This window comes from Gracilibacillus halophilus YIM-C55.5, from assembly GCF_000359605.1.
GTDB lineage: Bacteria > Bacillota > Bacilli > Bacillales > Amphibacillaceae > Gracilibacillus > Gracilibacillus halophilus.
The window spans coordinates 13314-37837 of the sequence record NZ_APML01000071.1; the positions used below are offsets into that span (position 1 = coordinate 13314).

The 24524-nt window shown below is 39.5% G+C and carries 24 protein-coding genes, 1 pseudogene and 2 other annotated features; all 25 genes and pseudogenes read right to left on the reverse strand.

The features are described 5' to 3' along the window. Positions 1 to 41: 41 nt before the first annotated feature. Positions 42 to 3584, reverse strand: coding sequence for a DNA-directed RNA polymerase subunit beta (gene rpoB, locus J416_RS13090; protein ID WP_003473409.1), 3543 nt, complete (start codon positions 3582 to 3584; stop codon positions 42 to 44). Between the two features lie 500 nt (positions 3585 to 4084). After that, on the reverse strand, positions 4085 to 4711 hold the full coding sequence (locus tag J416_RS13095; protein ID WP_003473410.1) for a class I SAM-dependent methyltransferase: 627 nt from the start codon (positions 4709 to 4711) through the stop codon (positions 4085 to 4087). Between the two features lie 74 nt (positions 4712 to 4785). Beyond that, entirely contained in the window at positions 4786 to 5151 is a 366-nt protein-coding gene (gene rplL, locus J416_RS13100) for a 50S ribosomal protein L7/L12 (RefSeq protein ID WP_003473411.1), read from the reverse strand. A 57-nt stretch (positions 5152 to 5208) separates the two neighbouring features. After that, positions 5209 to 5706, reverse strand: coding sequence for a 50S ribosomal protein L10 (rplJ, locus tag J416_RS13105; protein ID WP_003473413.1), 498 nt, complete (start codon positions 5704 to 5706; stop codon positions 5209 to 5211). A gap of 31 nt (positions 5707 to 5737) precedes the next feature. After that, positions 5738 to 5888, reverse strand: a sequence feature (ribosomal protein L10 leader region). Between the two features lie 65 nt (positions 5889 to 5953). Beyond that, positions 5954 to 6646, reverse strand: a complete 693-nt coding sequence (gene rplA, locus J416_RS13110; RefSeq protein ID WP_003473415.1) for a 50S ribosomal protein L1 — start codon at positions 6644 to 6646, stop codon at positions 5954 to 5956. Between the two features lie 133 nt (positions 6647 to 6779). Beyond that, complete coding sequence (gene rplK / locus J416_RS13115; RefSeq protein WP_003473417.1) at positions 6780 to 7205, reverse strand: 50S ribosomal protein L11; 426 nt, start codon at positions 7203 to 7205, stop codon at positions 6780 to 6782. Positions 7206 to 7373: 168 nt separating this feature from the next. After that, the gene (gene nusG / locus J416_RS13120; RefSeq protein ID WP_003473420.1) at positions 7374 to 7913 is read right to left on the reverse strand and encodes a transcription termination/antitermination protein NusG; all 540 of its coding nucleotides are present in this window, start codon (positions 7911 to 7913) and stop codon (positions 7374 to 7376) included. A gap of 230 nt (positions 7914 to 8143) precedes the next feature. After that, positions 8144 to 8323 (reverse strand): preprotein translocase subunit SecE, encoded by a 180-nt coding sequence (secE, locus tag J416_RS13125; RefSeq protein ID WP_003473423.1) that lies wholly within the window; start codon positions 8321 to 8323, stop codon positions 8144 to 8146. 38 nt (positions 8324 to 8361) lie between these two features. Further along, positions 8362 to 8508 carry a 50S ribosomal protein L33 gene (gene rpmG, locus J416_RS15510; protein ID WP_003473426.1) on the reverse strand — a complete coding sequence of 49 codons (147 nt, stop codon included), beginning with the start codon at positions 8506 to 8508 and terminating at the stop codon, positions 8362 to 8364. A 97-nt stretch (positions 8509 to 8605) separates the two neighbouring features. After that, positions 8606 to 9247: an RNA polymerase sporulation sigma factor SigH gene (sigH, locus tag J416_RS13130; RefSeq protein ID WP_003473428.1), complete on the reverse strand. Its 642-nt coding sequence runs from the start codon at positions 9245 to 9247 to the stop codon at positions 8606 to 8608. Positions 9248 to 9353: 106 nt separating this feature from the next. Next, positions 9354 to 9863, reverse strand: a complete 510-nt coding sequence (locus J416_RS13135) for an NYN domain-containing protein (protein WP_003473431.1) — start codon at positions 9861 to 9863, stop codon at positions 9354 to 9356. Beyond that, positions 9863 to 10609, reverse strand: a complete 747-nt coding sequence (gene rlmB, locus J416_RS13140) for a 23S rRNA (guanosine(2251)-2'-O)-methyltransferase RlmB (RefSeq protein WP_003473432.1) — start codon at positions 10607 to 10609, stop codon at positions 9863 to 9865. Before rlmB ends, J416_RS13135 begins: the two co-directional genes overlap by 1 nt. Beyond that, complete coding sequence (locus tag J416_RS13145; protein ID WP_003473434.1) at positions 10602 to 11009, reverse strand: Mini-ribonuclease 3; 408 nt, start codon at positions 11007 to 11009, stop codon at positions 10602 to 10604. The genes rlmB and J416_RS13145 overlap by 8 nt, the downstream gene beginning before the upstream one ends. After that, a complete protein-coding gene (gene cysS, locus J416_RS13150; RefSeq protein ID WP_003473436.1) occupies positions 11009 to 12412 on the reverse strand; it encodes a cysteine--tRNA ligase in 1404 nt (467 codons plus the stop codon). The genes J416_RS13145 and cysS overlap by 1 nt, the downstream gene beginning before the upstream one ends. A gap of 1 nt (position 12413) precedes the next feature. Beyond that, complete coding sequence (cysE, locus tag J416_RS13155; protein WP_003473439.1) at positions 12414 to 13064, reverse strand: serine O-acetyltransferase; 651 nt, start codon at positions 13062 to 13064, stop codon at positions 12414 to 12416. A 92-nt stretch (positions 13065 to 13156) separates the two neighbouring features. Beyond that, positions 13157 to 13370: a binding site (T-box leader), on the reverse strand. A 38-nt stretch (positions 13371 to 13408) separates the two neighbouring features. Next, positions 13409 to 14871: pseudogene (gene gltX / locus J416_RS13160) on the reverse strand (glutamate--tRNA ligase). Between the two features lie 116 nt (positions 14872 to 14987). Next, positions 14988 to 15461, reverse strand: a complete 474-nt coding sequence (gene ispF, locus J416_RS13165; RefSeq protein WP_003473442.1) for a 2-C-methyl-D-erythritol 2,4-cyclodiphosphate synthase — start codon at positions 15459 to 15461, stop codon at positions 14988 to 14990. 1 nt (position 15462) lies between these two features. Next, positions 15463 to 16155 (reverse strand): 2-C-methyl-D-erythritol 4-phosphate cytidylyltransferase, encoded by a 693-nt coding sequence (gene ispD / locus J416_RS13170; RefSeq protein WP_040513639.1) that lies wholly within the window; start codon positions 16153 to 16155, stop codon positions 15463 to 15465. A gap of 134 nt (positions 16156 to 16289) precedes the next feature. Further along, positions 16290 to 17393 carry a PIN/TRAM domain-containing protein gene (locus J416_RS13175; protein WP_003473448.1) on the reverse strand — a complete coding sequence of 368 codons (1104 nt, stop codon included), beginning with the start codon at positions 17391 to 17393 and terminating at the stop codon, positions 16290 to 16292. Between the two features lie 75 nt (positions 17394 to 17468). Then, the gene (radA, locus tag J416_RS13180; RefSeq protein WP_003473451.1) at positions 17469 to 18839 is read right to left on the reverse strand and encodes a DNA repair protein RadA; all 1371 of its coding nucleotides are present in this window, start codon (positions 18837 to 18839) and stop codon (positions 17469 to 17471) included. A 236-nt stretch (positions 18840 to 19075) separates the two neighbouring features. Continuing rightward, a complete protein-coding gene (gene clpC, locus J416_RS13185; protein ID WP_003473454.1) occupies positions 19076 to 21508 on the reverse strand; it encodes an ATP-dependent protease ATP-binding subunit ClpC in 2433 nt (810 codons plus the stop codon). Further along, positions 21509 to 22585, reverse strand: coding sequence for a protein-arginine kinase McsB (locus J416_RS13190; protein ID WP_003473456.1), 1077 nt, complete (start codon positions 22583 to 22585; stop codon positions 21509 to 21511). Next, positions 22585 to 23130: a protein-arginine kinase activator protein McsA gene (locus J416_RS13195; RefSeq protein WP_003473458.1), complete on the reverse strand. Its 546-nt coding sequence runs from the start codon at positions 23128 to 23130 to the stop codon at positions 22585 to 22587. Before J416_RS13195 ends, J416_RS13190 begins: the two co-directional genes overlap by 1 nt. A 14-nt stretch (positions 23131 to 23144) precedes the next feature. Then, the gene (locus J416_RS13200; RefSeq protein ID WP_003473460.1) at positions 23145 to 23609 is read right to left on the reverse strand and encodes a CtsR family transcriptional regulator; all 465 of its coding nucleotides are present in this window, start codon (positions 23607 to 23609) and stop codon (positions 23145 to 23147) included. A 122-nt stretch (positions 23610 to 23731) separates the two neighbouring features. Beyond that, positions 23732 to 24379: an MgtC/SapB family protein gene (locus J416_RS13205; protein ID WP_083875603.1), complete on the reverse strand. Its 648-nt coding sequence runs from the start codon at positions 24377 to 24379 to the stop codon at positions 23732 to 23734. Positions 24380 to 24524: the final 145 nt, after the last annotated feature.

Genomic DNA, 24524 nt, shown 5'->3' on the forward strand with positions numbered 1-24524 from the left:
ACAGCGCATACTGTTGTTTGGTTCACTTCTGATCAATGGAATTAATTAGGTGTCTCTTCAATTTCTAAATTAAAGGTGTTAGCTGATTGCGTATCTTCTTCCTCTTCGTCATTCATTTCAATTTCTTGTTCGTCTCCTGAAAGCATTTTTACGTCGATGCCGAGACTCTGTAATTCCTTAATGAGTACTTTAAATGATTCAGGAATACCTGGTTCTGGTACGTTATCACCTTTTACAATTGATTCATATGTTCTCACACGGCCAACTGTATCGTCAGATTTTACCGTTAGAATCTCTTGCAAGGTATAAGCTGCGCCATAAGCTTCTAGCGCCCAGACTTCCATTTCACCAAAACGCTGGCCACCAAATTGCGCTTTACCACCAAGTGGCTGTTGCGTTACAAGTGAATATGGTCCAGTAGAACGAGCGTGCAACTTATCATCAACCATATGTGAAAGTTTAATCATATACATAACACCGACAGATACACGGTTATCAAATGGTTCGCCCGTACGTCCATCATAAAGAATTGATTTGGCATCACGAGGTAATCCCGCTTCTTCTAATGTTTCCCAAACATCTTCTTCACGTGCACCATCAAAGACAGGGGACGCCACATGCGTTCCAAGTTCGCGTGCTGCCATACCAAGATGTAACTCAAGCACTTGTCCGATGTTCATACGAGACGGTACACCTAATGGGTTTAACATAATATCAATTGGGGTGCCATCTGGTAAGAACGGCATATCTTCTTCTGGCAGAATTTTCGAAATAACACCTTTGTTTCCGTGACGGCCTGCCATTTTATCCCCTTCATGAATCTTACGTTTTTGTACAATGTACACACGCACTAACTGATTGACACCTGGTGGTAGTTCATCACCATCTGAGCGATTAAAGATTTTGACATCGAGTACAATGCCGCCAGCTCCATGGGGCACACGTAAGGATGTATCACGTACTTCACGAGCTTTCTCGCCGAAAATGGCATGAAGCAAGCGTTCTTCTGCTGATAATTCTGTTACCCCTTTTGGTGTCACCTTACCAACAAGTAAGTCACCATCTTCGACTTCTGCACCTACTCGAATAATACCACGTTCATCTAAGTCTCTTAATGCATCTTCACCAACATTCGGGATGTCTCTAGTAATTTCTTCAGGTCCTAGCTTCGTATCGCGGGCTTCTGATTCATATTCTTCAATATGAATAGATGTATAAACGTCATCTTTCACAAGACGTTCGCTTATGATAACGGCATCTTCATAGTTATACCCTTCCCATGTCATAAATCCTACTAACGCATTTTGTCCTAATGCCAATTCGCCTTTTTCCATCGATGGACCATCGGCTAGAATCTCTCCTTGAGTGACGCGGTCTCCTTTTGACACGATTGGACGTTGATTATAGCAGGACCCTTGGTTAGATCGGATAAACTTCTGAAAACGATAGCGATCTAAGTCACCTTCTACCTCGGTTCCATTCACATTTGTCAATCGACGCACATGAACTTCTTTTGCTTCAACGCGTTCGACAATCCCTTCATGCTTACAAATAACCGCAGCACCAGAGTCTTTCCCTGATACATACTCCATTCCTGTACCAACAATTGGAGATTTCGGTTCGAGAAGTGGCACTGCTTGACGCTGCATGTTCGCCCCCATTAACGCACGGTTGGAGTCATCGTTTTCCAAGAATGGAATACATGCTGTCGCTGCAGAAACAACTTGTTTTGGTGAAACGTCCATATAGTCGAGCTTCTCACGTTTAACGATCGTGTTTTCACCACGGAACCTTGCAATAACTTCATCGTCTACAAATCGGCCTTCTTCATCGAGCTTAGCGTTTGCTTGCGCTACGATATAATTATCTTCTTCATCAGCTGTAAGATAATCAAATTGGTCTGTGACTTGCCCAGTTTCTGGGTCGATACGACGATATGGTGTTTCGATAAACCCAAATTTATTTACCTTGGCAAAGGAAGATAATGAGTTAATTAACCCAATATTCGGACCTTCTGGTGTTTCGATTGGACACATTCTTCCATAGTGAGAATAGTGAACGTCACGCACTTCAAAACCAGCACGTTCACGCGTTAAACCACCAGGTCCAAGCGCAGACAAACGACGTTTATGAGTCAACTCTGCTAATGGATTCGTTTGATCCATAAATTGTGATAACTGTGAACTACCAAAGAATTCTTTAATGGAAGCAATGACCGGACGAATATTAATTAACTGTTGTGGCGTAATCGATGACGTATCTTGAATCGACATACGCTCACGAACTACTCGCTCCATTCTTGATAAACCAATACGGAATTGATTCTGCATCAATTCACCTACAGAACGAAGACGACGATTACCTAAGTGATCAATATCATCCGTATTGCCTACGTTATGCAAAATATTAAAGAAATAACTGATAGCAGATAAAATATCAGCTGGTGTGATATGTTTTGTATCTTCATCAACGTTGCAATTGCCTAACACGTTTAACGTTCTTTCACCTTCTGGATCAGTTGGGTCAAGAATTTTCACTGATTGGACACGGATTGGATCTTCTAGCACCCCTTCATCTGGTTGCAATACTTTTTCACCAAAGCGATCCGTTTCCGAGTCAAGTATTGGCATAATTTTATCCAACAGGCGCCGATCTAATTTATCGCCTTTGTTTGCAATCACTTCACCAGTCTCCGTATCAACTAACGGTTCTGCTAAGACTTGATTAAACAAACGCTCTTTAATATCAAGTTTTTTATTGGCTTTATAACGACCAACGCGCGCCAAATCATAACGTTTCGGATCAAAGAATCTCGATTCAAGTAAACTTTTTGCGCTATCTACTGTTGGTGGTTCGCCTGGTCTTAGGCGTTCGTAAATTTCTAACAACGCTTTTTCACTAGTCTCAGTATTATCTTTTTCTAATGTGTTCTTCAAGAATTGATTTTCACCGAATAGGTCAAGAATCTCTTGATCATCACCAAAACCTAGCGCTCGTAGTAGCACTGTGATTGGGAGCTTTCTCGTTCGGTCAATGCGAACGTGAACAACATCTTTAGCGTCCGTTTCAAACTCTAACCAAGCACCTCGATTCGGAATAACAGTCGCTGTATAGCCACGTTTCCCGTTTTTATCCACTTTGTCATTAAAATATACCCCTGGTGAACGCACAAGTTGCGATACAATGACACGTTCAGCACCATTAATAATAAAGGTACCTGTGTCTGTCATTAACGGGAAGTCTCCCATAAACACTTCTTGTTCCTTCACTTCACCTGTTTCGTTATTTAACAAACGAACCTTTACACGAAGCGGAGCATTATAGGTAACGTCTCGCTCTTTTGATTCGTCAACAGGATATTTCGGCTCTTCAAATGTGTAGTCAACAAATTCCAAGGATAAATTCCCGTTAAAATCCTCTATCGGAGAAATATCTTGGAACATCTCTTTTAAGCCTTCGTTTAAAAACCATTCATAGGAAGCTGTTTGAATCTCAATTAAATTCGGAAGATCTAGCACCTCACTAATACGTGCGTATGTCCTGCGTTGGCGGTGTCGTCCGTATTGAACTAGTTGACCTGTCAACTGATTCACCCCTCGATCCATAATAAAAGATAGTCGCTATAAAAATAGCATAAAAACGGCACTTACTGTCATATTTTTCTGCTCAACATGGATTGACTTTTTTCTCATAGAGCGTATAATCTTAGTAAGTGCACTTACATTCAGATGCTTTAACAGCATACTGAACAAACTTGTGAATCAAAATCACAAGTTTTTATATAAAACATTTGCTTAATTGGGCAAATGTAATTGAAATGAAGCTTGTGGAGTATAATAAGGAAAATAAAAATGTGAGACATTTTATTAGCTAATAAATTACCATGTGTACAGAGAATAAAAAGAACACAAGCATAATACTCATGTTGAATAGTTTTTCCCTTACAGAAAAATTTATACATTTTTTCAACATTTTAGCTTGACAAACTTTTCGATCTGTTGGCATTTTTCAATACTACCATAATTTCATACGTAAGTCAACTAATCTTTCCGTTGTTTTTTCTACTTCATGAGAATATAACAAATTATTGTTTGATGGCACGAAATATATAATAGCCTTTATTTTTCTTTATAAGTTCAACAGTCCCGAATAACTCATCAAGTTTTTTCTGCGCTGATGGAGCTCCTTGCTTTTTCTGCATCACCACCCATAAATGGCCACCTTCAACCAACATTTGTCCAGCTCCCTCAAAAAAGTCATGCACAACTTTCTTTCCCGCTCGGATCGGAGGGTTAGTCACAATCGCAACATATGATTCTTGACGCAATTGTTCAACTCCGTTACTTTCAATAAATGTAACATTATTAACTTGGTTGTTTTGGGCATTTTCTTTCGCCAAGTTTAGCGCGCGTTGATTGATATCACTTCCAATGACATGCCGATGTGGATGCACATCCGCTAAAACAACACTTATTGGCCCGTAGCCACACCCTAAATCAAGAATATCTCCTTGTTGAGCTGGCTCTTCAAATGTTTCGATTAATGTCTTTGAACCAAAATCAACCATATCTTTCGAAAACACGCCACGGTCCGTACGAAAACGATACGTCCTCCCTAACACATGCGCGTTCCATTCTTGTGGATCACTTACCGTATTTGGCATTGAATTGTAATAATGATCAGTCACAGCACCCCATCCTTTCTCATCCATAAAATCATCATGAACGCCGATAATAGAAAGAGAAGCTCGCTACTGATTAGCGAGCTTCCCCTTTTTTATCATTCTTATTTCAATTCAATTGTTGCGCCTGCTTCTTCTAGCTTGCCTTTAATGTCTTCGCCTTCTTCTTTGTCTACGCCTTCTTTGACGTTTCCAGGAGCGTTATCAACTAATTCTTTTGCATCTTTTAAGCCAAGACCAGTAATTTCGCGTACGGCCTTAACAACTTTAATCTTAGAAGAACCAGGATCTTCTAGTACAACATCAAATTCAGATTGTTCTTCAGCTTCTTCAGCACCAGCGCCAGCACCAGCTGCTGCTACAGGGGCTGCTGCAGTTACTCCAAATTCTTCTTCGATCGCTTTTACTAAATCATTTAATTCAAGAACAGACATTTCTTTAATTTCTTCAATAATTTGCTCTTTAGACATTTTAATTCCTCCTATAAATGTATGTTGTTACGTACATATTTCTTTTAAGCTACGAGCTTACGCGCCTTCTTCTTTTTGCTCCGCAACAGCCTTTGTTGCATATGCGAAGTTACGCACAGGTGCTTGAAGTACACTAAGCAACATGGATACAAGCCCTTCGTAATTCGGAAGGTCAGCAAGATCATGCAATTGTTCTAAGCTAGCGACACTTCCTTCAATGACACCGCCTTTGATTTCTAACGCCTCATGTTCTTTTGAGAAGTTTTTAATCACCTTAGCTGGCGCAACCACATCTTCTGGACTAAATGCAATTGCGGTAGGACCAACAAGTACATCGTTCAATTCAGTTAATCCCGCCTCTTCAGCAGCACGACTTGTCATTGTGTTTTTATAAACCTTGAATTCTACGCCTGCTTCACGTAATTGACTACGTAATTCTGTTACTTCATCTACGTTAAGTCCGCGATAGTCAACAAGTACACTTGCCTTATTATCACGAAGTTGATCCGCAATCTCGGAAACAAGCTCTTTCTTCTTTTCAATGATTTTTGACAATCCTTCCACCTCCTATTTACACAATCACCATACCGTATAAAAAAGAACCTCCATGTAGACACGGAGGTTCTGCCAGTATATCAAACGAAAATCGTTCGCCGTTCGATCATTTATCGACACACCTCGGCAGGAAATTAAGCCATTTCGGCACCTGCTGTCTACGGTATCATGTATTTAATTTGACTAGGTTATAACGCAAACCCTCTAGCATTATAAGGGAGTTCCTCATAAAAGTCAAGTAGCGTTACTATGCAAAAGTGGATGCATCTATTTTAACGCCAGGCCCCATTGTTGAGGAAACAGCCACATTACGTAGATAAGTTCCTTTGGCAGCTTGCGGTTTCGCTTTTACAATCGTATCAGCTAACGCATTAAAGTTATCCGCTAATGTATTTACATCAAAGGATACTTTGCCAATTGGTACATGGATATTCCCTTGCTTATCTACTCGGTACTCTACCTTACCAGCCTTAATTTCTTGCACGGCTTTTTCAATTTCAAATGTTACTGTACCTGTCTTTGGATTTGGCATTAAGCCTTTTGGACCTAAGACGCGACCCAATTTACCCACTTCAGCCATCATATCAGGTGTTGCTACGACTACATCAAAATCGAACCAACCTTGATTAATCTCATTGATTAAATCTTGTTCACCAACGTAGTCAGCTCCTGCTTGCTCAGCTTCTTGGGCTTTGTCGCCTTTAGCAAATACTAGAACTCTTTGTGATTTACCAGTACCATGTGGTAATACAAGTGCTCCACGAATTTGCTGGTCAGCTTTCTTCGGGTCAACTCCTAAACGGAATGCCGCTTCTACTGTTTCATCAAACTTTGCAGTAGACGCTTTTTTTACAAGTTCTAAAGCTTCATTTACTTCGTATTGTTGTGAGCGATCAACAAGTTTTGCTGCTTCTTGTTGTCTCTTTGTTTTCTTTGCCATGATTCGTTCCTCCTTTTGTGGTTTTAACGGTTATACCTCCCACTTTTAGAAAGCGGACTGTCATAATAAAGGTTGCGATGATGAAGCTTATCCTCCACGACCGCAACCTCCGCTTTCACTCATCCACGTGAGATTAGTCTTCGATAACGATACCCATGCTACGTGCAGTACCTTCAACCATACGGGTTGCTGCTTCGACATCGGAAGCATTCAAGTCAGGCATTTTTTGTTCCGCAATTTCTTTTACTTTGTCGCTATTGACAGTTGCAACTTTATTGCGGTTCGGTTCGCCTGAAGCTGTTTCAATCCCAGCTGCTTGTTTAAGCAACACCGCTGCCGGTGGAGTTTTCGTAATAAATGTAAATGAACGGTCTTCAAATACCGTGATTTCTACCGGAATAATCATACCAGCTTGATCCTGTGTACGAGCGTTAAATTCTTTACAAAATCCCATAATATTGATACCTGCTTGACCTAGCGCCGGCCCAACTGGTGGTGCTGGATTCGCTTTTCCTGCTGGAATTTGTAGTTTTACTACTTTTTCTACTTTTTTAGCCACGAGACACACCTCCTTAAGTCCGTGATGTGGTAATAGGGTATATTCACCCTCCCACTCAATTACATATGCAATTCACCTTATACTCGAGGCATAAAGAACATAAAAATTTTAGCATTATCTATCACAAAATGCAAGTGTGTGGGAGAAATTCCTTATAAACATTATGATTTATGATAACTTTTTAATTTGTGAAAAGTCCAACTCTACTGGCGTCTCACGCCCGAACATGTTGACATGCACTTTCACTTTCTGTTTATCTAGATCTATATTTTCAATCGTTCCTGTGAATTCTGCAAACGGGCCATCCGTTACTTCCACTGATTCTTTTACTTCGAAATCAACATCCGTTACTTTCGGTTCATCATACCCCATCCGTTTAAGTATGCTTTCTACTTCTTCATCTAATAACGGCATTGGCTTTGTACCTGAGCCTGCTGAGCCGACAAACCCGGTAACACCTGGTGTGTTGCGTACCACATACCAAGAGTCATCAGTCATCACCATTTCAGCTAAAACGTAACCGGGGAACACTTTTTTCTTCATGACTTTCTTTTTGCCATTTTTAATTTCAGTTTCTTCGTCTTCTGGAACGAGCACGCGAAATATTTTATCTTCCATGCCCATTGATTCTAATCGTTTTTCTAAATTGGTTTTTACTTTATTTTCATAACCGGAATACGTATGCACGACATACCATCTTTTTTCCATGACAGGGGCTTAACTCGCCCTTCCCTCCCTTTATAAAATCTAGTCATTATGAACATTTACGCTAATGGCGAACGATCGACAAAAGCACTCAAAGCAAAAATACAAAAACAAATGTCTAGTATTAGATACAGTGCTTTCGACATATATATTCTTTTCTCCCAATGAAAAAACCCGCTAAACGGGTTCGTCGTCAACTTATTTATTTACATTATAACATATAAGAACGAAGATTATTCAAACAACATGTTAAGAAGTTGTGTGATTCCTAAATCGATAAGTGCAAAAAAGACAGTTACAAAAAGAACAGTAAGAATGACAGTAATCGTATAACGAGTAAGTTCACGTCCTTTTGGCCATGATACTTTTTTCATCTCACGATTTACATTCTTTAAAAAAGTCACTGGTTTCACAGAAGGTACCTCCAAACTATCAACTTCTATCGCAATAACTATTTTGTCTCACGATGAATGGTATGCCGCTTACACGTTTTACAAAACTTCATGATTTCCATTCGACGTTGGTCTGATCTATTTTTTTCGGTCGTATAATTCCGATGGTGGCAAATCTCACAAGCTAAATGTACTTTATGACCCAAGTTTCTCCACTCCAAACACAGAGGGATTTTTAACTTCTACTAATGTAGCATGGTTATATAAGGCTGTCAAACTTCTATTAAGAGAATCATGCTATCGTTAAGTAATCTGAATATCGCTATCTTCTAAGAATTTTTCCAACTTTCGCTTCACTCGCTGGAGCGCATTATCTATCGACTTCACATGACGATTTAATTCTTCAGAGATATCTTGATAGGTTTTCCCTTCTAAATATAAAAGAAGTACATCTCGTTCTAAATCGCTTAGAATTTCTGCCAATTGATGTTCCATATCTCCGTACTTCTCTCGATTTACAATAAGTTCCTGTGGATCAACAGCGATCGTCGCTTCAATCACATCGATCAATGTTCGATCTGAATCTTCATCATAAATCGGCTTGTCTAAAGAAATATAGGAATTAAGCGGCGTATGCTTTTGTCTTGTTGCTGTCTTGATCGCAGTAATAATTTGCCTTGTAATACAAAGCTCAGCGAATGCCTTAAATGACGAAAGCTTGTCTAACTCATAATCACGAATCGCTTTATATAAGCCAATCATACCTTCTTGGGCAATATCTTCATGATCTGCTCCAACAAGAAAATACGTCTTTGATTTCGCTCGGACAAACGCTCTGTATTTTTGAATTAAATAATCTAAAGCTAGAGTGTTCCCTTTTTGTACCAATAGAATCAATTCATTGTCATCCATCGACTGAAAAGCATTACTGTTTTCATTATGCATGGCGGTTATCGGAACTCCTCCTGCGACTGCCAAAAAATTAGAATATTAGACTAATAATAGCAATATTATACAGGAAGCGCTTTTATTCCGTCAACATACACCCTCATTACTTATCTCCACGTCGCCACTTTTCAAAAAGGCGCATTGTCGCAGCATCGAGTGGGATTCTACTTCGTATTTGGTCCTGTTGATGCGTTTGAATATCGCGTGCAATTTCTTTTTGAATGTTATTGATTTCAATTTTGAGTTCCCTTGCTGACATTCGAAATGCTCCTTGTGCAAAAATGGTGCGCTGCTCTGTATAATCGGATGTAGCTACAAACACCTTCGTTTTTACATTTTTAAAATTCTTAATCAAACGTTCTATACATTGATCAGCAGTCTCGTTTTCTTTAGTGAAGATGACTTCCACTTTATATTGCTTTTGGTGACTCTCCGTTCCTCTCACATCATACGCATCAAAAACAATGATGACTTTTCGTTTCCTATACGCTTGGTATTCAGCCATTTGATCGATTAATTTTAGCCTTGCTTGTTCTAAATCTTTATTTCTTAATTGCGTTAATTCATCCCAAGCTCCAATCATGTTGTATCCGTCAACTAAGAGTACATCCATCACGATTCACCAACTGGATATCTGTTTCTATACACTTCATACATCAGTAATGAGCTCGCTACAGAAGCATTGAGTGAAGACACATGGCCATGTAACGGAATTTGTACCGTCCAATCACATGTTTTCAGAACAAGCTGGCTCACCCCTTTGCCTTCATTACCGATCACAAGCGCGAGAGGTAATTCGCCATCTAAATGACGATAATCCTCAGAAGCAGTCGCTGCTGTTCCAACAACCCACACCCCTTCTTCTTTTAACTGCTCAATGGTTTGACGAATGTTAGTCACTCTTGCTACTGGTACGTGTTCGATCGCACCCACTGATGTCTTTGCAACGGTGGCTGTTAAACCAACTGATCTTCTTTTCGGAATAATGACCCCATGCACTCCCGTAGCATCGGCTGTTCTTAAAATAGAACCAAGGTTATGAGGATCTTCAATTTCATCGAGAATTAAAAAAAACGGTGCTTCATTTTTTTCTCTAGCGCGGACTAATAGATCTTCGACGTCTGCATATTCATAAGCAGAGACGAGAGCTGCGATACCTTGATGATTCCCTGATACCATTTGATCCAGCTTTTTTTTCGGAACTTGTTGTAAGGTCGTATTCGATTGTTTCGTGAAGGCTTTGACTTTTTTGACAAAAGCAGGTTGTATATGATCAGCCATATATACTTTCTCAATGGAATGCTGCGATTGTAATGCTTCGATGACTGTGTTTTTTCCTATGATCCATTCCTTACTCAATGTCACTCGCCCCTTTCTCGATGTGATCAATCGCACGATGGATTAATGACTCTAATCGCTGGTGTTGTCCAGCTAAGTAAAGAAAACCCATCAGTGCTTCAAAAGCAGTGCTATACCGATAAGCTTGTACCGTTGTATGTTTAGGGACAGATCCTGCCTTTGCATTCCGCCCCCGTCGTACAACTGCTAATTCTTCGTTAGATAACTGGCCATGTTCAATCCATTCATGAATCACTGCCGCTTGCGCTTCTGCATTCACAAAGCGAACCGCTGATTGGTGAAGTTGTTTCACTTTTACTTTCCCTTGTGAAATGAGGTGTTCTCGAACATGCTTTTCATAAACAGCATCACCCATATAAGCGAGGGTTACACTTTTCATTTGTTTCACATCCGGTTTCATTATAGCCCCCGTTTCCAGCGAGTTCCTTGTGGTGTATCTTCTAGAATAATGCCTTTGTCCTTCAAATCATCACGAATTTTGTCTGCTAACGCGAAGTTCTTCTCTTGTCTCGCTTGTTTACGTTCTGCAATTAATTGTTCTATTTCTTCGTCTAGTAGTTCATCATCTGCGTCAATCGAGATCCCTAGTACTTGCATCGATTCCTTTAACAACTGTTGAAAAGCATCAATAACTTTCGTATGTGTTTGCTTTTCTTGCAAGTAGACATTTGCTTCTTTCACGAGGTCGAAAATAACAGCAATCGCATTCGCCGTATTAAAGTCGTCATCCATTTCTTTTTCAAACTTTTGTTGTAATGCATCGACTTTCGTGAGCCACACATCTGTATCATCGGTAAGATCGACGCTTGCTTTCTTTCGGTGTTCTAAATTTTCATAAACATTTATGATGCGTTGAAAACTACTTTTCGCACCTTCTAGCAATTCATCACTGAAGTTAATTGGATGACGATAATGAACACTAAGCATGAAAAAACGCACGACTTTCGGGTCATGTTGTTGGATTAAATCGTGTGCAAGTACCACGTTACCTAGTGACTTTGACATTTTTTCATTGTCAATATTAATATAACCATTATGCATCCAATAATTAGCAAACGTCTGTTCATTTTGCGCTTCCGATTGGGCAATTTCATTCTCGTGATGAGGAAAAGCTAAGTCTTGACCACCCGCATGAATATCAATCGTATCACCAAGATATTTCTTAGCCATTGCTGAGCACTCAATGTGCCAGCCTGGACGGCCCTGTCCCCAAGGAGAAGACCAGGCTATTTCTCCTTCTTTCGCTTGTTTCCATAACGCAAAGTCTAACGGATCCTGTTTTTTCTCACCTACTTGAATACGTGCACCTGACCGTAGTTCGTCAATCGACTGATGCGAAAGTTTGCCATATTCATCAAAAGAACGTGTCTTAAAGTACACATCACCATTCGCTTCATAGGCATGCCCTTTATCAATCAATGTTTGAATAAACATGATAATATCATCCATGGTCTCTGTGACACGTGGGTGATATACAGCTTCTTTTACACCCAATGCGCCCACATCTTCTTTGTAAGCTTGAATGAATCGCTCGGCAATTGTTGGCACTTCTTCTCCTAACTCATTAGCAGCTTGAATTAATTTATCGTCAACATCCGTAAAGTTCAACACATAATCCACATTGTACCCTCGATATTCGAAATAGCGACGTACTGTATCGAAAACAATCGCAGGGCGAGCGTTGCCAATATGAATGTAATTATACACCGTTGGCCCACATACATACATTTTTACACGATTGGGCTCAATAGGCGTGAACGTTTCTTTTTCTCTTGTTAACGTATTGAATATACGAATCGCCATTCTACTTCTCTCCTTTTTTCAGTGATTTGATTTCTTGCTTCAATGTTTCTATTTCGGATTCCATTTCTTTTAATACTTCACTCACCGGATCTGGCAATTTGTGATGATCTAAATCTTTACGTACTTTTTCACCATTTTGAACGACGATCCTTCCAGGGATTCCGACGACCGTTGAATGATCAGGCACATCTTTAAGCACAACAGATCCTGCACCTACCTTAGAATTTTCGCCGATCGTAATCGAACCGAGCACCTTCGCACCCGTAGCCACAAGCGCATGATCTTTAATTGTTGGATGACGTTTTCCCTTTTCTTTACCTGTACCGCCTAATGTGACACCTTGATAGATTGTGACATGATCACCAATTTCACATGTCTCACCGATGACAACACCCATACCGTGATCGATGAAAAAGCGACGGCCAATTTTGGCTCCTGGATGGATTTCGATACCAGTAAAAAATCGGCTAATTTGTGAGATCACTCGGGCAATGAAGAAAAACTTCTTCCGGTAAAGGGCATGAGCAATACGATGTGACCAAATCGCGTGTACTCCTGAATACGTTAAGCATACTTCTACATACGTCCTTGCCGCTGGATCTTGATCAAATACGACATCAATATCCTGTTTTAACATTCGAAAAAATCCCATATTGTCATCCCCCTTCTCCTATCATCCTTTGTATCAAATCGCATGTAAAAAAACTGAAACCATAATTAAAAAAGCGTCTCTGTGCTCTTTGGCACAGAGACGCTTTCTTTGCGCGGTCCCACTCTGTTTAAGGTTGATACCTTCCCTTTTATCTGATAACGGCAGATGACCGCTTTGCCCTACTTTTCGGTTCAGACAAACACTCCGAGGTGCATTTCAAAAGTACGAACTCTAACCACTTCCAGCCACTGGTGGTATTCTCTGAGAGAGTCGAAACTTTTTACTTCTCCTCTTCGACGTTTCTTCATATTTATTATATCTCAATCATGACTTCGTGTGACACTTTACAGCATGTCAATGACTTGTTGCAAGCGTGTTTGAATCGTACTTTTGCCTAAAAGAGCAATGGCTTGTGGTAATTCAGGGCCATGAGCTTGTCCTGTCGTTGCTACACGTATCGGCATAAATAACTGTTTCCCTTTGTGCCCTGTTTGTTTTTGCGTTGCTTTAATTTGTGCCTTCACATCCTCAGGCGTTAACTCATCAAGAGACGCAATATGCTCAGAAAACGAACGTAGTACTTCTGGCACCTGTTCTCCGCTCAGTACTTCTTTTGCCGATTCATCATAGGCGATTTCCTTTTTGAAAAACAGTTCTGTTAATTCGACAATCTCTGCGCCATACGATAATTGATCTTGATAAATAGCGATAAGTTTTTCAGCCCAATCACGTGTATCTTGATCCATATCTTCTGGTAACCGGCCTTGCTCCACAAGATGTGGTAAAGCAAGTTCAACCACTTGATCTCGTTCACATGCTTTTATATATTGATTATTCATCCAACGTAGTTTGGCTGGGTCAAAGACAGCTGGTGATGTTGACAGTCGCTCAGGATCAAAGATTTCGATAAATTCTTGCTTACTAAAGAGCTCTTCTTCCCCAACAGGTGACCAACCGAGTAATGTAATAAAGTTAAATAATGCTTCAGGCAAATACCCTAAATTCTTGTATTGCTCAATAAATTGTAAAATGTGCTCATCACGCTTACTTAACTTTTTCCGTTGTTCATTTAAGATCAGTGTCATATGTCCATATTTCGGCGCTTCCCAACCGAATGCTTCATAAATCATCATCTGTTTTGGCGTGTTGGAAATGTGCTCTTCACCGCGTAATACATGGCTGACCTCCATTAAATGGTCATCAATGGCTACAGCAAAATTATATGTCGCATGCCATTTTTCTTTACAATCACCCAATCACCGAAATCACTGGATTCGAATGTGATTTTGCCACGAACCATATCATAGAACGTATAGGTTTCGTTATCCGGCACGCGAAAGCGAATACTTGGCTGTCTTCCTTCCGCTTCAAATTGGTCTATCTGCTCTTTGGTTAAGTTTCGGTGCGCACCAGAGTATTTTGGCACTTGACCATTCGCTCGTTGTTCCTCACGTTCTTGATCTAATTCTTCTTCTGTCATATAGCACTTATAAGCTAACCCACGATCCAACAATTCATTAATATATTGTTGGTAAATTTCTAGCCGCTCTGATTGACGATAAGGACCGTATGTACCACCGATGTCTGGACCTTCATCCCATTCAATCCCTAACCAGTTTAAATAGCTGAGTTGACTTTGTTCGCCACCTTCGACATTGCGTTTTTCATCAGTATCCTCTGTGCGAATTATAAAATGACCATTCATGTGTCGCGCAAATAAATAATTAAATAGAGCCGTACGCGCATTGCCTATATGCAATTGACCTGTTGGACTTGGCGCATACCGGACCCGTACATCGTTTGCCATTATATATAAACTCCCTTCTATTCCGTTCACTTCATTTTCGATACACGAACAATGCAATATATTTACTTACTTCTATTCTACCATTAACAAATAGAAAATGTTAGTTGATCTGCTTATCACTTTGTTAACAGCACAGTTACTTGTGCTGCGATCCCTTCTTTTCTTCCCGTAAAACCTAACGTTTCTGTCGTCGTCGCTTTTACATTCACTTGGTCAGTATTCGATTGCAGTAATCTTGCCACGTTTGAACGTATGTCAGATATGTATGGTGCCATCTTCGGTGCTTGTGCAATGATTGTGCAATCTATATTTGCAAGCTGATACCCACGTTGTTGTACCATGTTCCAAACTTCTTGTAACAGTACTTGTGAATCAGCGTCTTTATATTTTGGATCAGTATCTGGGAAATGCTTGCCAATATCACCTTCAGCGATGGCCCCCAAACAAGCATCAGCGACCGTGTGCAATAATACGTCGGCATCTGAATGTCCGAATAGCCCGTATTGATAGGGTATCCTTACACCACCAATTATACACGGTCGTCCTTCAACAAGTTGATGTACATCAAATCCCTGTCCGATGCGAAACATCTTATCGTTCTCCTTTATCGGTCTTATTCAAAATCGCTTCTGCTCGAGCAATATCCTCTGGTGTTGTCAGTTTGACATTTTGATAGCTTCCATGCACGATATCCACTGATTGTCCGAGCCTTTCAACCAGTTCGCTATCATCAGTGCCGATATACTGTTCATGACGTGCCATATCATGTGCTCGTTTAATGATTGAATACTTGAAAGCTTGCGGAGTCTGAGCCGCCCATAATGCTTGCCTATCTAAAGTGGTCAGTGAAGTATTTTGCTTTTGTTTTATCGTATCAGTCACTGGTACAGCGAGCAAGGCAGCTCCCGTATAATCAGCTTTTTCAGCCAATTGATGTAAGTAAGATGTTTCAATAAATGGTCTGGCACCATCATGAATCATCACAATATCCGTTTCTCCTTCAACCGCTTGTAATCCCTTATAGCCACTATCTTGCCTTTCTTCGCCTCCATTGACGAAAACGATGCGATCTTTCCAATCAAATGAATGTAATAAGGTTGTGATGTCATCTTTTTCTGCTGGATTTATCACCAAATAAATGGTTTGGCACCATTCGTCTTCAGCAAAGCGTGCTAATGTATGTATAATTAATGGCTGACCAGACAGATGTATAAACTGTTTATTTTTCCCAACATTCATTCGTTTTCCTTGTCCCGCCGCAAGTACAATTGCATTATATTGAATCATTCAGCCACCCCAATTAATCGTTCCTTATGCTTTGACGGTAATCATTCATATTTTAAAACTTTTTCGTTCAAAAGAAAAGTGATAACACACATCAGAATGTTATCACTTTCCCTTTCACTGTTATACCTTTTTTATAATGCTTTTTCAAGTAATTTTGGTTTCGCAAAAATCATTCGACCGGCTGATGTTTGTAATACGCTTGTGATAATGACTTCAATCGTTTGTCCAATATATTCTTTCCCTTCCTCAACAACGATCATCGTGCCGTCATCTAAGTAAGCCACTCCTTGATCTTGTTCTTTACCGTCTTTGATCACTTGAACAGATAACTCTTCCCCTGGTAATACAATCGGTTTGACGGCATTTGCCAAGTCGTTAATATTCAACACTTCGACTTTTTGAAACTCACAAACTTTATTCAAATTAAAATCATTCGTCACTACGACACCATTCATGACTTTCGCTAATTTTACTAATTTACTGTCCACTTCTTGAATCTCGTCAAAGTCGCCTTCATAAATTTCGACATTGATCGGTAAATCTTTTTGGATTTGGTTCAAAATATCCAAGCCTCTACGTCCACGGTTTCTCTTCAACACATCAGAAGAATCTGCAATATGTTGTAGTTCTTCAAGTACAAACTGCGGAATAATAATTGTCCCTTCCAAAAAGTTGGTTTGACATATATCCGCGATTCGTCCATCAATAATAACACTTGTATCCAAAATTTTGGGTCTCGGCATAGTGGACGTTGCTTCATCATTTACTACAGACTTTCTCTTATCCTTTTTTGGTTTGGTCAGTAACGATAAAAATTCGTCTCTTCGTTTAAATCCAACTTGAAAACCGAAATAAGCAAACAATATACTTAAGAAGATAGGGACGACTTGTGATATGACTTGAATTTCAATCGCCTGAATTGGATTAATAAATAAGTACGCGATAATTAAACCAACAATTAATCCTAAACTACCAAACAGTAAATCTCCCACTGGCGCTTTTATCAAAGTTTCCTCAATCCAAGTAAATACATGAACAATATAATCTGCTACCCATAATGAAAATACGTATAATATAATAGCTCCCAACACCAAACCAACATATGGCGCAACAGAATCTGTCGTTAACCAAGACCCTTCAAACACACGAAATAACTCTAATAGTTTTGGTATATACAAATATCCTGCGGTACCACCTGCAATTATAAAAAAAGTTTGCACAAATCGTTTAAGCACCACATTCACCTCCTATTTCCTATTCTCTCCGATTACTAATATTTTAAACATAAAAATAATAAATGCTGGCAATTTTTATGCTAATGTGAATTGTATCGCTTCTTGAACGGATTCTACACCAACGAGTTCAATATCCGATGGTACATTCCAACCGTCCAAATTTTTTGATGGAATGACGGCTCGTTTAAAGCCTAATTTTGCCGCTTCTTGAACACGTTGTTCGATTCGAGCGACACGACGAACTTCACCAGTAAGACCGACTTCACCAATCAGAACATCATCTGGATGTGGTGCTTGATCACGAAAGCTCGATGCAATACTGATCGCTACAGCCAAATCAATCGCAGGTTCATCTAATTTCACGCCTCCAGCCACTTTTACATAAGCATCTTGGTTTTGCAAGAGTAGTCCAACTCTTTTTTCTAACACTGCCATTAAAAGGGGCACACGGTTCGTATCAATTCCTGTAGCCATACGTCTTGGATTACCAAAACTGGTCGGTGAAATTAATGCTTGTATTTCGACTAATACAGGTCGCGTTCCCTCCATTGATGCTACAATCGTCGAACCAGCTACACCTTGTGATCGTTCTTCCAAAAAGATTTCTGACGGATTTAAAACTTCTACTAATCCTTCTTCTTCCATTTCAAAGATACCCATTTCATTGGTACTACCAAATCGATTCTTCACACTTCGAACGATTCGAAACGTATGATGGCGTTCTCCCTCAAAATAAAGCACAGCATCCACCATATGTTCCAGTAGTCGCGGGCCAGCAATGGATCCTTCCTTCGTCACATGACCAACAATAAATATAGGTATATGATTCTGTTTTGCAATACGCATCAACTCGCTCGTTGACTCACGAACTTGTGATACACTGCCAGGCGCACTTGCTACTTCTTCTTTATAGATGGTTTGTATCGAATCAATGACAACAAACCCTGGATTCATCGCATCAATTTGGTTAGCAATATCTAGCAAATTCGTTTCAGCTAACACATATAAATGACCGGTTGAAATACCTAAACGTTCTGCTCGTAATTTCGTTTGTCGCTCGGATTCTTCACCAGAAATATAAAGCACGTCCGTTTCCTTTGTAGCTAATTGATTGGAAACTTGTAACAAAAGGGTAGACTTCCCAATTCCCGGATCTCCTCCGATTAATACAAGTGATCCTGGAACAATTCCTCCACCTAACACTCGATTGAATTCTTGCATGTCTGTTTTGATTCTTGGTTCTTCTTGTGTTTGGATGTGATTCAAGGGTTGTGGTTTTGACACTTGACTACTTGATGGCGTCCAGTTTCCTCTATTCGCTGCACCTGTCGCAACAGTTTCTTCCATTAAGGAATTCCATTCATGGCATCCTGGACATTTCCCCATCCATTTCGGCGATTCATAGCCACAATGTTGACATACAAACTTGGATTTACGTTTTGCCACAGATAACCTCTCCCTCTTCTACTATTATATACGATTTTAGCCCACTATAAGTTACAAAGATCTATCAATTTCGTTAAGGATGTATGGAAAAATTGTAAAAAAGAAACACAGACACTATGATAAACACCATTTTACGATTGATTTACTTCGTCTGTTTGTCTACTTAGCTATAAAAATAGGTGGTAGCAAAACAGAGGATAACCATCCTTTTTCACTACCACCCCTACAAATATGATTTATTTGGTTTCTACTTTAAACTCATCTGATTCATCAACATCGATGACTACTTGCTGTCCTTTTTGCAGATTTTCCCTCAACAATTCTTCAGATAGTCGATCTTCTACGTTTTTTTGAATCGAACGACGTAGTGGTCTCGCACCATATTCAGGGTCAAACCCTTCACTTGCGATCTTTTCAAGCGCATGGTCCGTTAACGTCAAGTAAACCTCTTGATCAGCCAAACGGTTTTGAACTTGTTTTACCATTAATTCTACAATGCTCTTCATATGCTTACGTTCTAATGAGTGGAAGACAATAATATCATCGATCCGGTTTAGAAACTCTGGACGGAATGCTTTTTTCATTTCACCCATTACTTTGGAACGCATATCTTGATAACTCTGCTCTTCATCTCCCATACTAAAGCCTACATATTTATTACTTTTTAGCTCATTGGCTCCAACATTGGATGTCATAATTAACACCGTGTTACGAAAGTCAACGGTTCGGCCTTTGGAATCAGTGAGACGTCCGTCCTCTAACACTTGTAATAAAATATTAAATACTTCCGGATGCGCCTTTTCCACTTCATCAAGTAATACCACCGAATAAGGTTTGCGACGGACTTTCTCCGTTAATTGACCGCCATCATCATGTCCTACGTATCCTGGTGGTGAACCGACGAGACGAGAAGTGGCATGACGCTCCATATACTCACTCATATCAATACGAATCATCGCATCTTCTTCACCAAACATCGATTCCGCTAACGCACGGGCAAGTTCGGTTTTTCCAACACCAGTTGGTCCTAAGAAAATAAATGAACCAATGGGCCGTTTCGGATCTTTTAACCCAGCGCGCGCACGTCGAATCGCTTTTGAAACAGATTTAACCGCTTCTTCTTGACCAATTAAGCGCCCATGCAACGTATCTTCCATTTGTAATAGTCGTTCACTTTCGTCTTTCGTGAGCGCAGATACAGGAACTCCTGTCCATGTGGAAACGACACTTGCGATGTCTTCCACAAGCACTTCTGTATTTTCTTTCCCTTGCTTTTCTTTCCATTCAGCTTCTGTATCCTCTAATTCTTTACGCAATTTTTGTTCATCATCACGCAATGCAGCTGCCTTTTCAAATTCTTGACTTTGTACAGAAGCATCCTTTTCTTTCTTCACTTCTTCTAATTGTTGCTCAAGTTCTTTTAAATTAGGTGGCGTTGTATATGAACGTAAACGAACTTTTGACGCAGCCTCATCGATTAAATCAATAGCCTTATCTGGTAAAAATCGCTCCGTAATGTAGCGATCTGATAACCTTGTTGCCGCTTCAATGGAATCATCAGTAATGGTCACGCGATGATGAGCTTCATAGCGATCACGTAATCCCTGTAAAATTTGAACCGATTCTTCTACTGATGGCTCATCGACTTGAATAGGTTGGAATCTACGCTCTAAAGCCGCATCTTTTTCAATATATTTACGATATTCATCTAGTGTTGTCGCCCCTATACATTGTAAATCACCACGGGCTAATGAAGGCTTCAAAATATTTGATGCATCAATGGCGCCTTCAGCTCCCCCAGCACCGATCAATGTATGCAGTTCATCAATGAACAAGATAACGTTATTAGCTTGTCGGATTTCTTCCATTACTTTTTTAAGACGATCTTCAAATTCTCCGCGGTATTTGGTTCCAGCAACGACAGTACCCATATCTAATGTCATGACTCGTTTATCACGCAAAATTTCTGGCACTTCATTTTGGACAATCTGTTGAGCTAAACCTTCAGCAACAGCTGTCTTACCTACACCTGGTTCCCCGATCAATACAGGGTTATTTTTCGTTCGACGGCTCAGAACTTGAATCACACGCTCAATCTCTTCTCCTCTACCGATAACTGGATCGATATTTCCTTCTTTCGCAATAGCCGTTAAATCTCTAGCTAGTGAATCTAATGTTGGTGTATTCGCTGGATTACCTTGGCCACTTCGACTATTTTGCGCCCCATTGGATTCGTTATTTCCTAAGAGCTGAAGAACTTGTTGGCGCGCTTTATTTAAACTAACTCCAACATTGTTTAAGACACGAGCAGCAACACCTTCACCTTCACGAATTAACCCTAATAAAATATGTTCAGTTCCAACATACGAATGTCCCAGCTTACGTGCTTCATCCATTGATAGTTCGATCACTTTCTTTGCACGCGGCGTATAGTGAATCGTTTGTGATACTTGATTCCCTTTTCCGATTAATGATTCGACTTCTGAACGTATTTTATCAGCACCTAGACCTATAGCTTGTAACGCCTTAGCGGCAATTCCTTCACCTTCACTCACAAGCCCAAGCAAAATATGCTCAGTACCAATATTATTGTGTCCTAATCTGACAGCTTCTTCTTGCGATAAAGCTAATACTTTTTGTGCCCTTTCTGTAAAGCGGCCAAACATCATTTAAAACTCCTCCTTCTGCTCTAACGTCAACCGTTCACGGATTAAAGATGCGCGAAACACATCGCGTTCTTGTGGTGCTAACGTTTTACCAGCGTATTGCTGTAAAAAAGCTGGTTGGGTTAATACCATCAATTCATTCAAGATGGATTTTGAAATATTCGTAATAATGCCTAAGTCGATTCCGAGTTGTACATCTGACAGGCAAGTCGCTGTCTCTTTTGATTCAATAATCCGACTACGTTCTAAGACACCATATGAACGGTACACTTTATCTTCAAGCGCTAACTCTGACTGATCCATTAATACAGCCCTTGCATGCCGTTCTTGTTCAATTAGCTTTTGTACCACGCTTTTTAAGTTCTCAATAATATCTTGTTCCGAACGACCAAGCGTAATTTGGTTAGATATTTGAAAAATGTTACCTAACGCTTCACTACCTTCACCGTAAATACCGCGAACAACCAATCCTAACTGGTTAATAGCGGGGATCATTTGATTCATTTTTTGTGTCATAGATAAAGCCGGTAAATGCATCATCACCGATGCTCGCATACCTGTTCCTACATTGGTTGGGCAACTCGTTAAGTAACCACGATGCTCATCAAACGCGTAATCAAGTTTTTCTTCTAGCCAATCATCAATTTGAAAAGCTTCTTCTAATGCCTTTTCAAGCTGCAAACCTGGAAAATACAACTGCATTCGTACATGATCTTCCTCATTAATCATAATAGATAACTGCTCACTCTTTGAGATAAGGGCTGCACCGTCATTTGATTTATTCGCAAGATGAGGGCTGATTAAATGTTTTTCAACTAACACTTGTTTTTCAGTCGTTGTTAATTCATTAATTTGGACGAATTCCAAGTTTTTATAGTGCTCAAATGATTGATGATTAAAATGATTCTGAACAAAGTGTAAAACCCCTTCAAGCTCATCTTGACTCGCTACAATTGGAAAAGGGATTTGCTCTATATTACGAGCTAATCGAATGCGACTACTCATGACAATATCGCTGTCAGGGCCATCTTGTTTTAACCACGGGCTAATGGCTTCATTGATAAATTGTTCTAATCCCATTACGCCTCACCTTCCCCATCCTGGTTTAGGTCTCTCTCTAAGGATTTGATTTCATCACGTACCTTCGCAGCCTCCTCAAAGGCTTCATCTGTTATTAACTGTTGTAAAGTCCGCTTTAAATCTGTTAACTTTTTACGCTGATAAATATCAGATCCAATTCGTCTTGGAACTTTACCCTCATGCGTTGTATTACCGCTATGCACTCTTCTAAAGATGGGATTCAAATTGTCTCCAAATGTTTGATAACAAGATGCACAGCCAAATTTTCCAACTTGAGTGAATTCTTTATAAGTTAAACCACACTTACTACAAGTTAATTCCTTATTTAACTTGGTTTGATTACTTGAATTTTTTTCCATGGCCGAGGTATCAAAATGAAACAACCCTGACAACAAATTGTGTAAAGAATAAGGTTCTTCTTCTTCCGAAACATAGCCTTTTTCTTTTGCACATGACTCGCAAACGTGTATTTCTGTCTTATGTCCATTAATGACTTGTGTTAAATGCACGGTTGCTGAATTTTGATGGCAATCTTGACAAATCAATGGTAGCCCACCCCCTATAGTTCATATTTCAGTGTCTCAAGCATTGCCGATAAGATCCGCGCTCTCACTTCATCTCTAATCGGTAACTGAAAAGATAACGTGTTTCGATCAATCGCACTTACCATCATCTTTGCTTCTCTACTTGTGATCAATTCCTCTTCCATTAAACGTTCTAATATATCGACAGCTTTTTGTTGACTAACTTGCGGTTGAATCCTTTGAATAATGTCATTAATGAGTTGTGCTTTATCCTGATTCGTTATTTTTGTAATTCGAATATACCCACCGCCACCACGTTTACTTTCAACTAAATATCCTCTTTCTAACGTAAAACGTGTATTAATGACATAGTTGATTTGAGAGGGAACACATTCAAATTGTTCAGCAATTTCGCTACGTTTTATCTCTATGATTGGATCATGATTATTTTGAATAATGGACTTCAAATATTCCTCAATAATATCGGATATATTTCGCATCTTCCCTCCTCCAATCTGACTTTGACTATATTTGACTATATTATCATTATACCTATCTGTGTGTGGATGCAACTATACTGTTCTATATTATTACCTACCATATATGTCTATAAACACATATATTAACTTTGCGAAAACCGAATTTTCACTTTTTCCACGCGATCTTGCTCTAACAACCATTGATATAAATTTTCTCTTCTGTCGACATGAATGGCATCAATATACATTTTGATTTTGTGTTGTTCATTATTTATTTTATTGACTTCAAATTCCTTAATGTGTATGGCATACGACTGTACTTTATCAATAAAGCTCGGCACTTTCCAATCCGAGTCAATCGTTACTTCAAATACAATTTGATGCTGTTTCCGATGTAACCTTTGTTCAAATTTATTGAGGAGAACTAAACTAATAAGAATGATTAACGTCGTCACGATAGCCTCTTTATACATCCCAATGCCAATAATTAAACCCAATCCAGCCATTGCCCATATGGAAGCTGCAGTTGTTAACCCTCGAATCGTACGACCATTGACAATAATGGTACCCGCTCCTAAAAAGCCAATACCACTAATGACATAAGAAGGAATACGGGCAGGATCAAAACGAACTTGATCATACTCTTGGATAAACTGTTCAAATCCATTGATAGAAAGTAACATCATTAAACAAGAACTAACGCCAACTAAAATGTGCGTACGAAACCCTGCTGAATGTTTATTTAATTCTCGTTCAAAACCAATCAGTCCTGATAATAAAAGTGCGATCATTAACTTTGTAATCGATTCAATAAACTCAACATCAAATATATCACCGATCAAAACATTCACCCCTTTACTTATTCAAACAAAATAAGAAAGCATTTATTACATATATTCACTTATCTTTTATATTTAAACCATAAAGAAAAAACTT

What these genes read in the sequence shown, in the direction of transcription:
- rplA (WP_003473415.1), bottom strand. Translation starts at nt 6,646, where the DNA reads ATGGCAAAGAAAACAAAGAGACAACAAGAAGCAGCAAAACTTGTTGAT.
- J416_RS13200 (WP_003473460.1), bottom strand. Translation starts at nt 23,609, where the DNA reads ATGCGAAATATATCCGATATTATTGAGGAATATTTGAAGTCCATTATT.
- J416_RS13205 (WP_083875603.1), bottom strand. Translation starts at nt 24,379, where the DNA reads ATGATCGCACTTTTATTATCAGGACTGATTGGTTTTGAACGAGAATTA.
- sigH (WP_003473428.1), bottom strand. Translation starts at nt 9,247, where the DNA reads ATGCATAATGAAAACAGTAATGCTTTTCAGTCGATGGATGACAATGAA.
- J416_RS13145 (WP_003473434.1), bottom strand. Translation starts at nt 11,009, where the DNA reads ATGAAACCGGATGTGAAACAAATGAAAAGTGTAACCCTCGCTTATATG.
- cysE (WP_003473439.1), bottom strand. Translation starts at nt 13,064, where the DNA reads ATGGGATTTTTTCGAATGTTAAAACAGGATATTGATGTCGTATTTGAT.
- ispF (WP_003473442.1), bottom strand. Translation starts at nt 15,461, where the DNA reads ATGTTTCGCATCGGACAGGGATTTGATGTACATCAACTTGTTGAAGGA.
- cysS (WP_003473436.1), bottom strand. Translation starts at nt 12,412, where the DNA reads ATGGCGATTCGTATATTCAATACGTTAACAAGAGAAAAAGAAACGTTC.
- nusG (WP_003473420.1), bottom strand. Translation starts at nt 7,913, where the DNA reads ATGGAAAAAAGATGGTATGTCGTGCATACGTATTCCGGTTATGAAAAT.
- J416_RS13190 (WP_003473456.1), bottom strand. Translation starts at nt 22,585, where the DNA reads ATGGGATTAGAACAATTTATCAATGAAGCCATTAGCCCGTGGTTAAAA.
- rplL (WP_003473411.1), bottom strand. Translation starts at nt 5,151, where the DNA reads ATGTCTAAAGAGCAAATTATTGAAGAAATTAAAGAAATGTCTGTTCTT.
- J416_RS13095 (WP_003473410.1), bottom strand. Translation starts at nt 4,711, where the DNA reads ATGGATGAGAAAGGATGGGGTGCTGTGACTGATCATTATTACAATTCA.
- clpC (WP_003473454.1), bottom strand. Translation starts at nt 21,508, where the DNA reads ATGATGTTTGGCCGCTTTACAGAAAGGGCACAAAAAGTATTAGCTTTA.
- J416_RS13135 (WP_003473431.1), bottom strand. Translation starts at nt 9,863, where the DNA reads ATGGATGTACTCTTAGTTGACGGATACAACATGATTGGAGCTTGGGAT.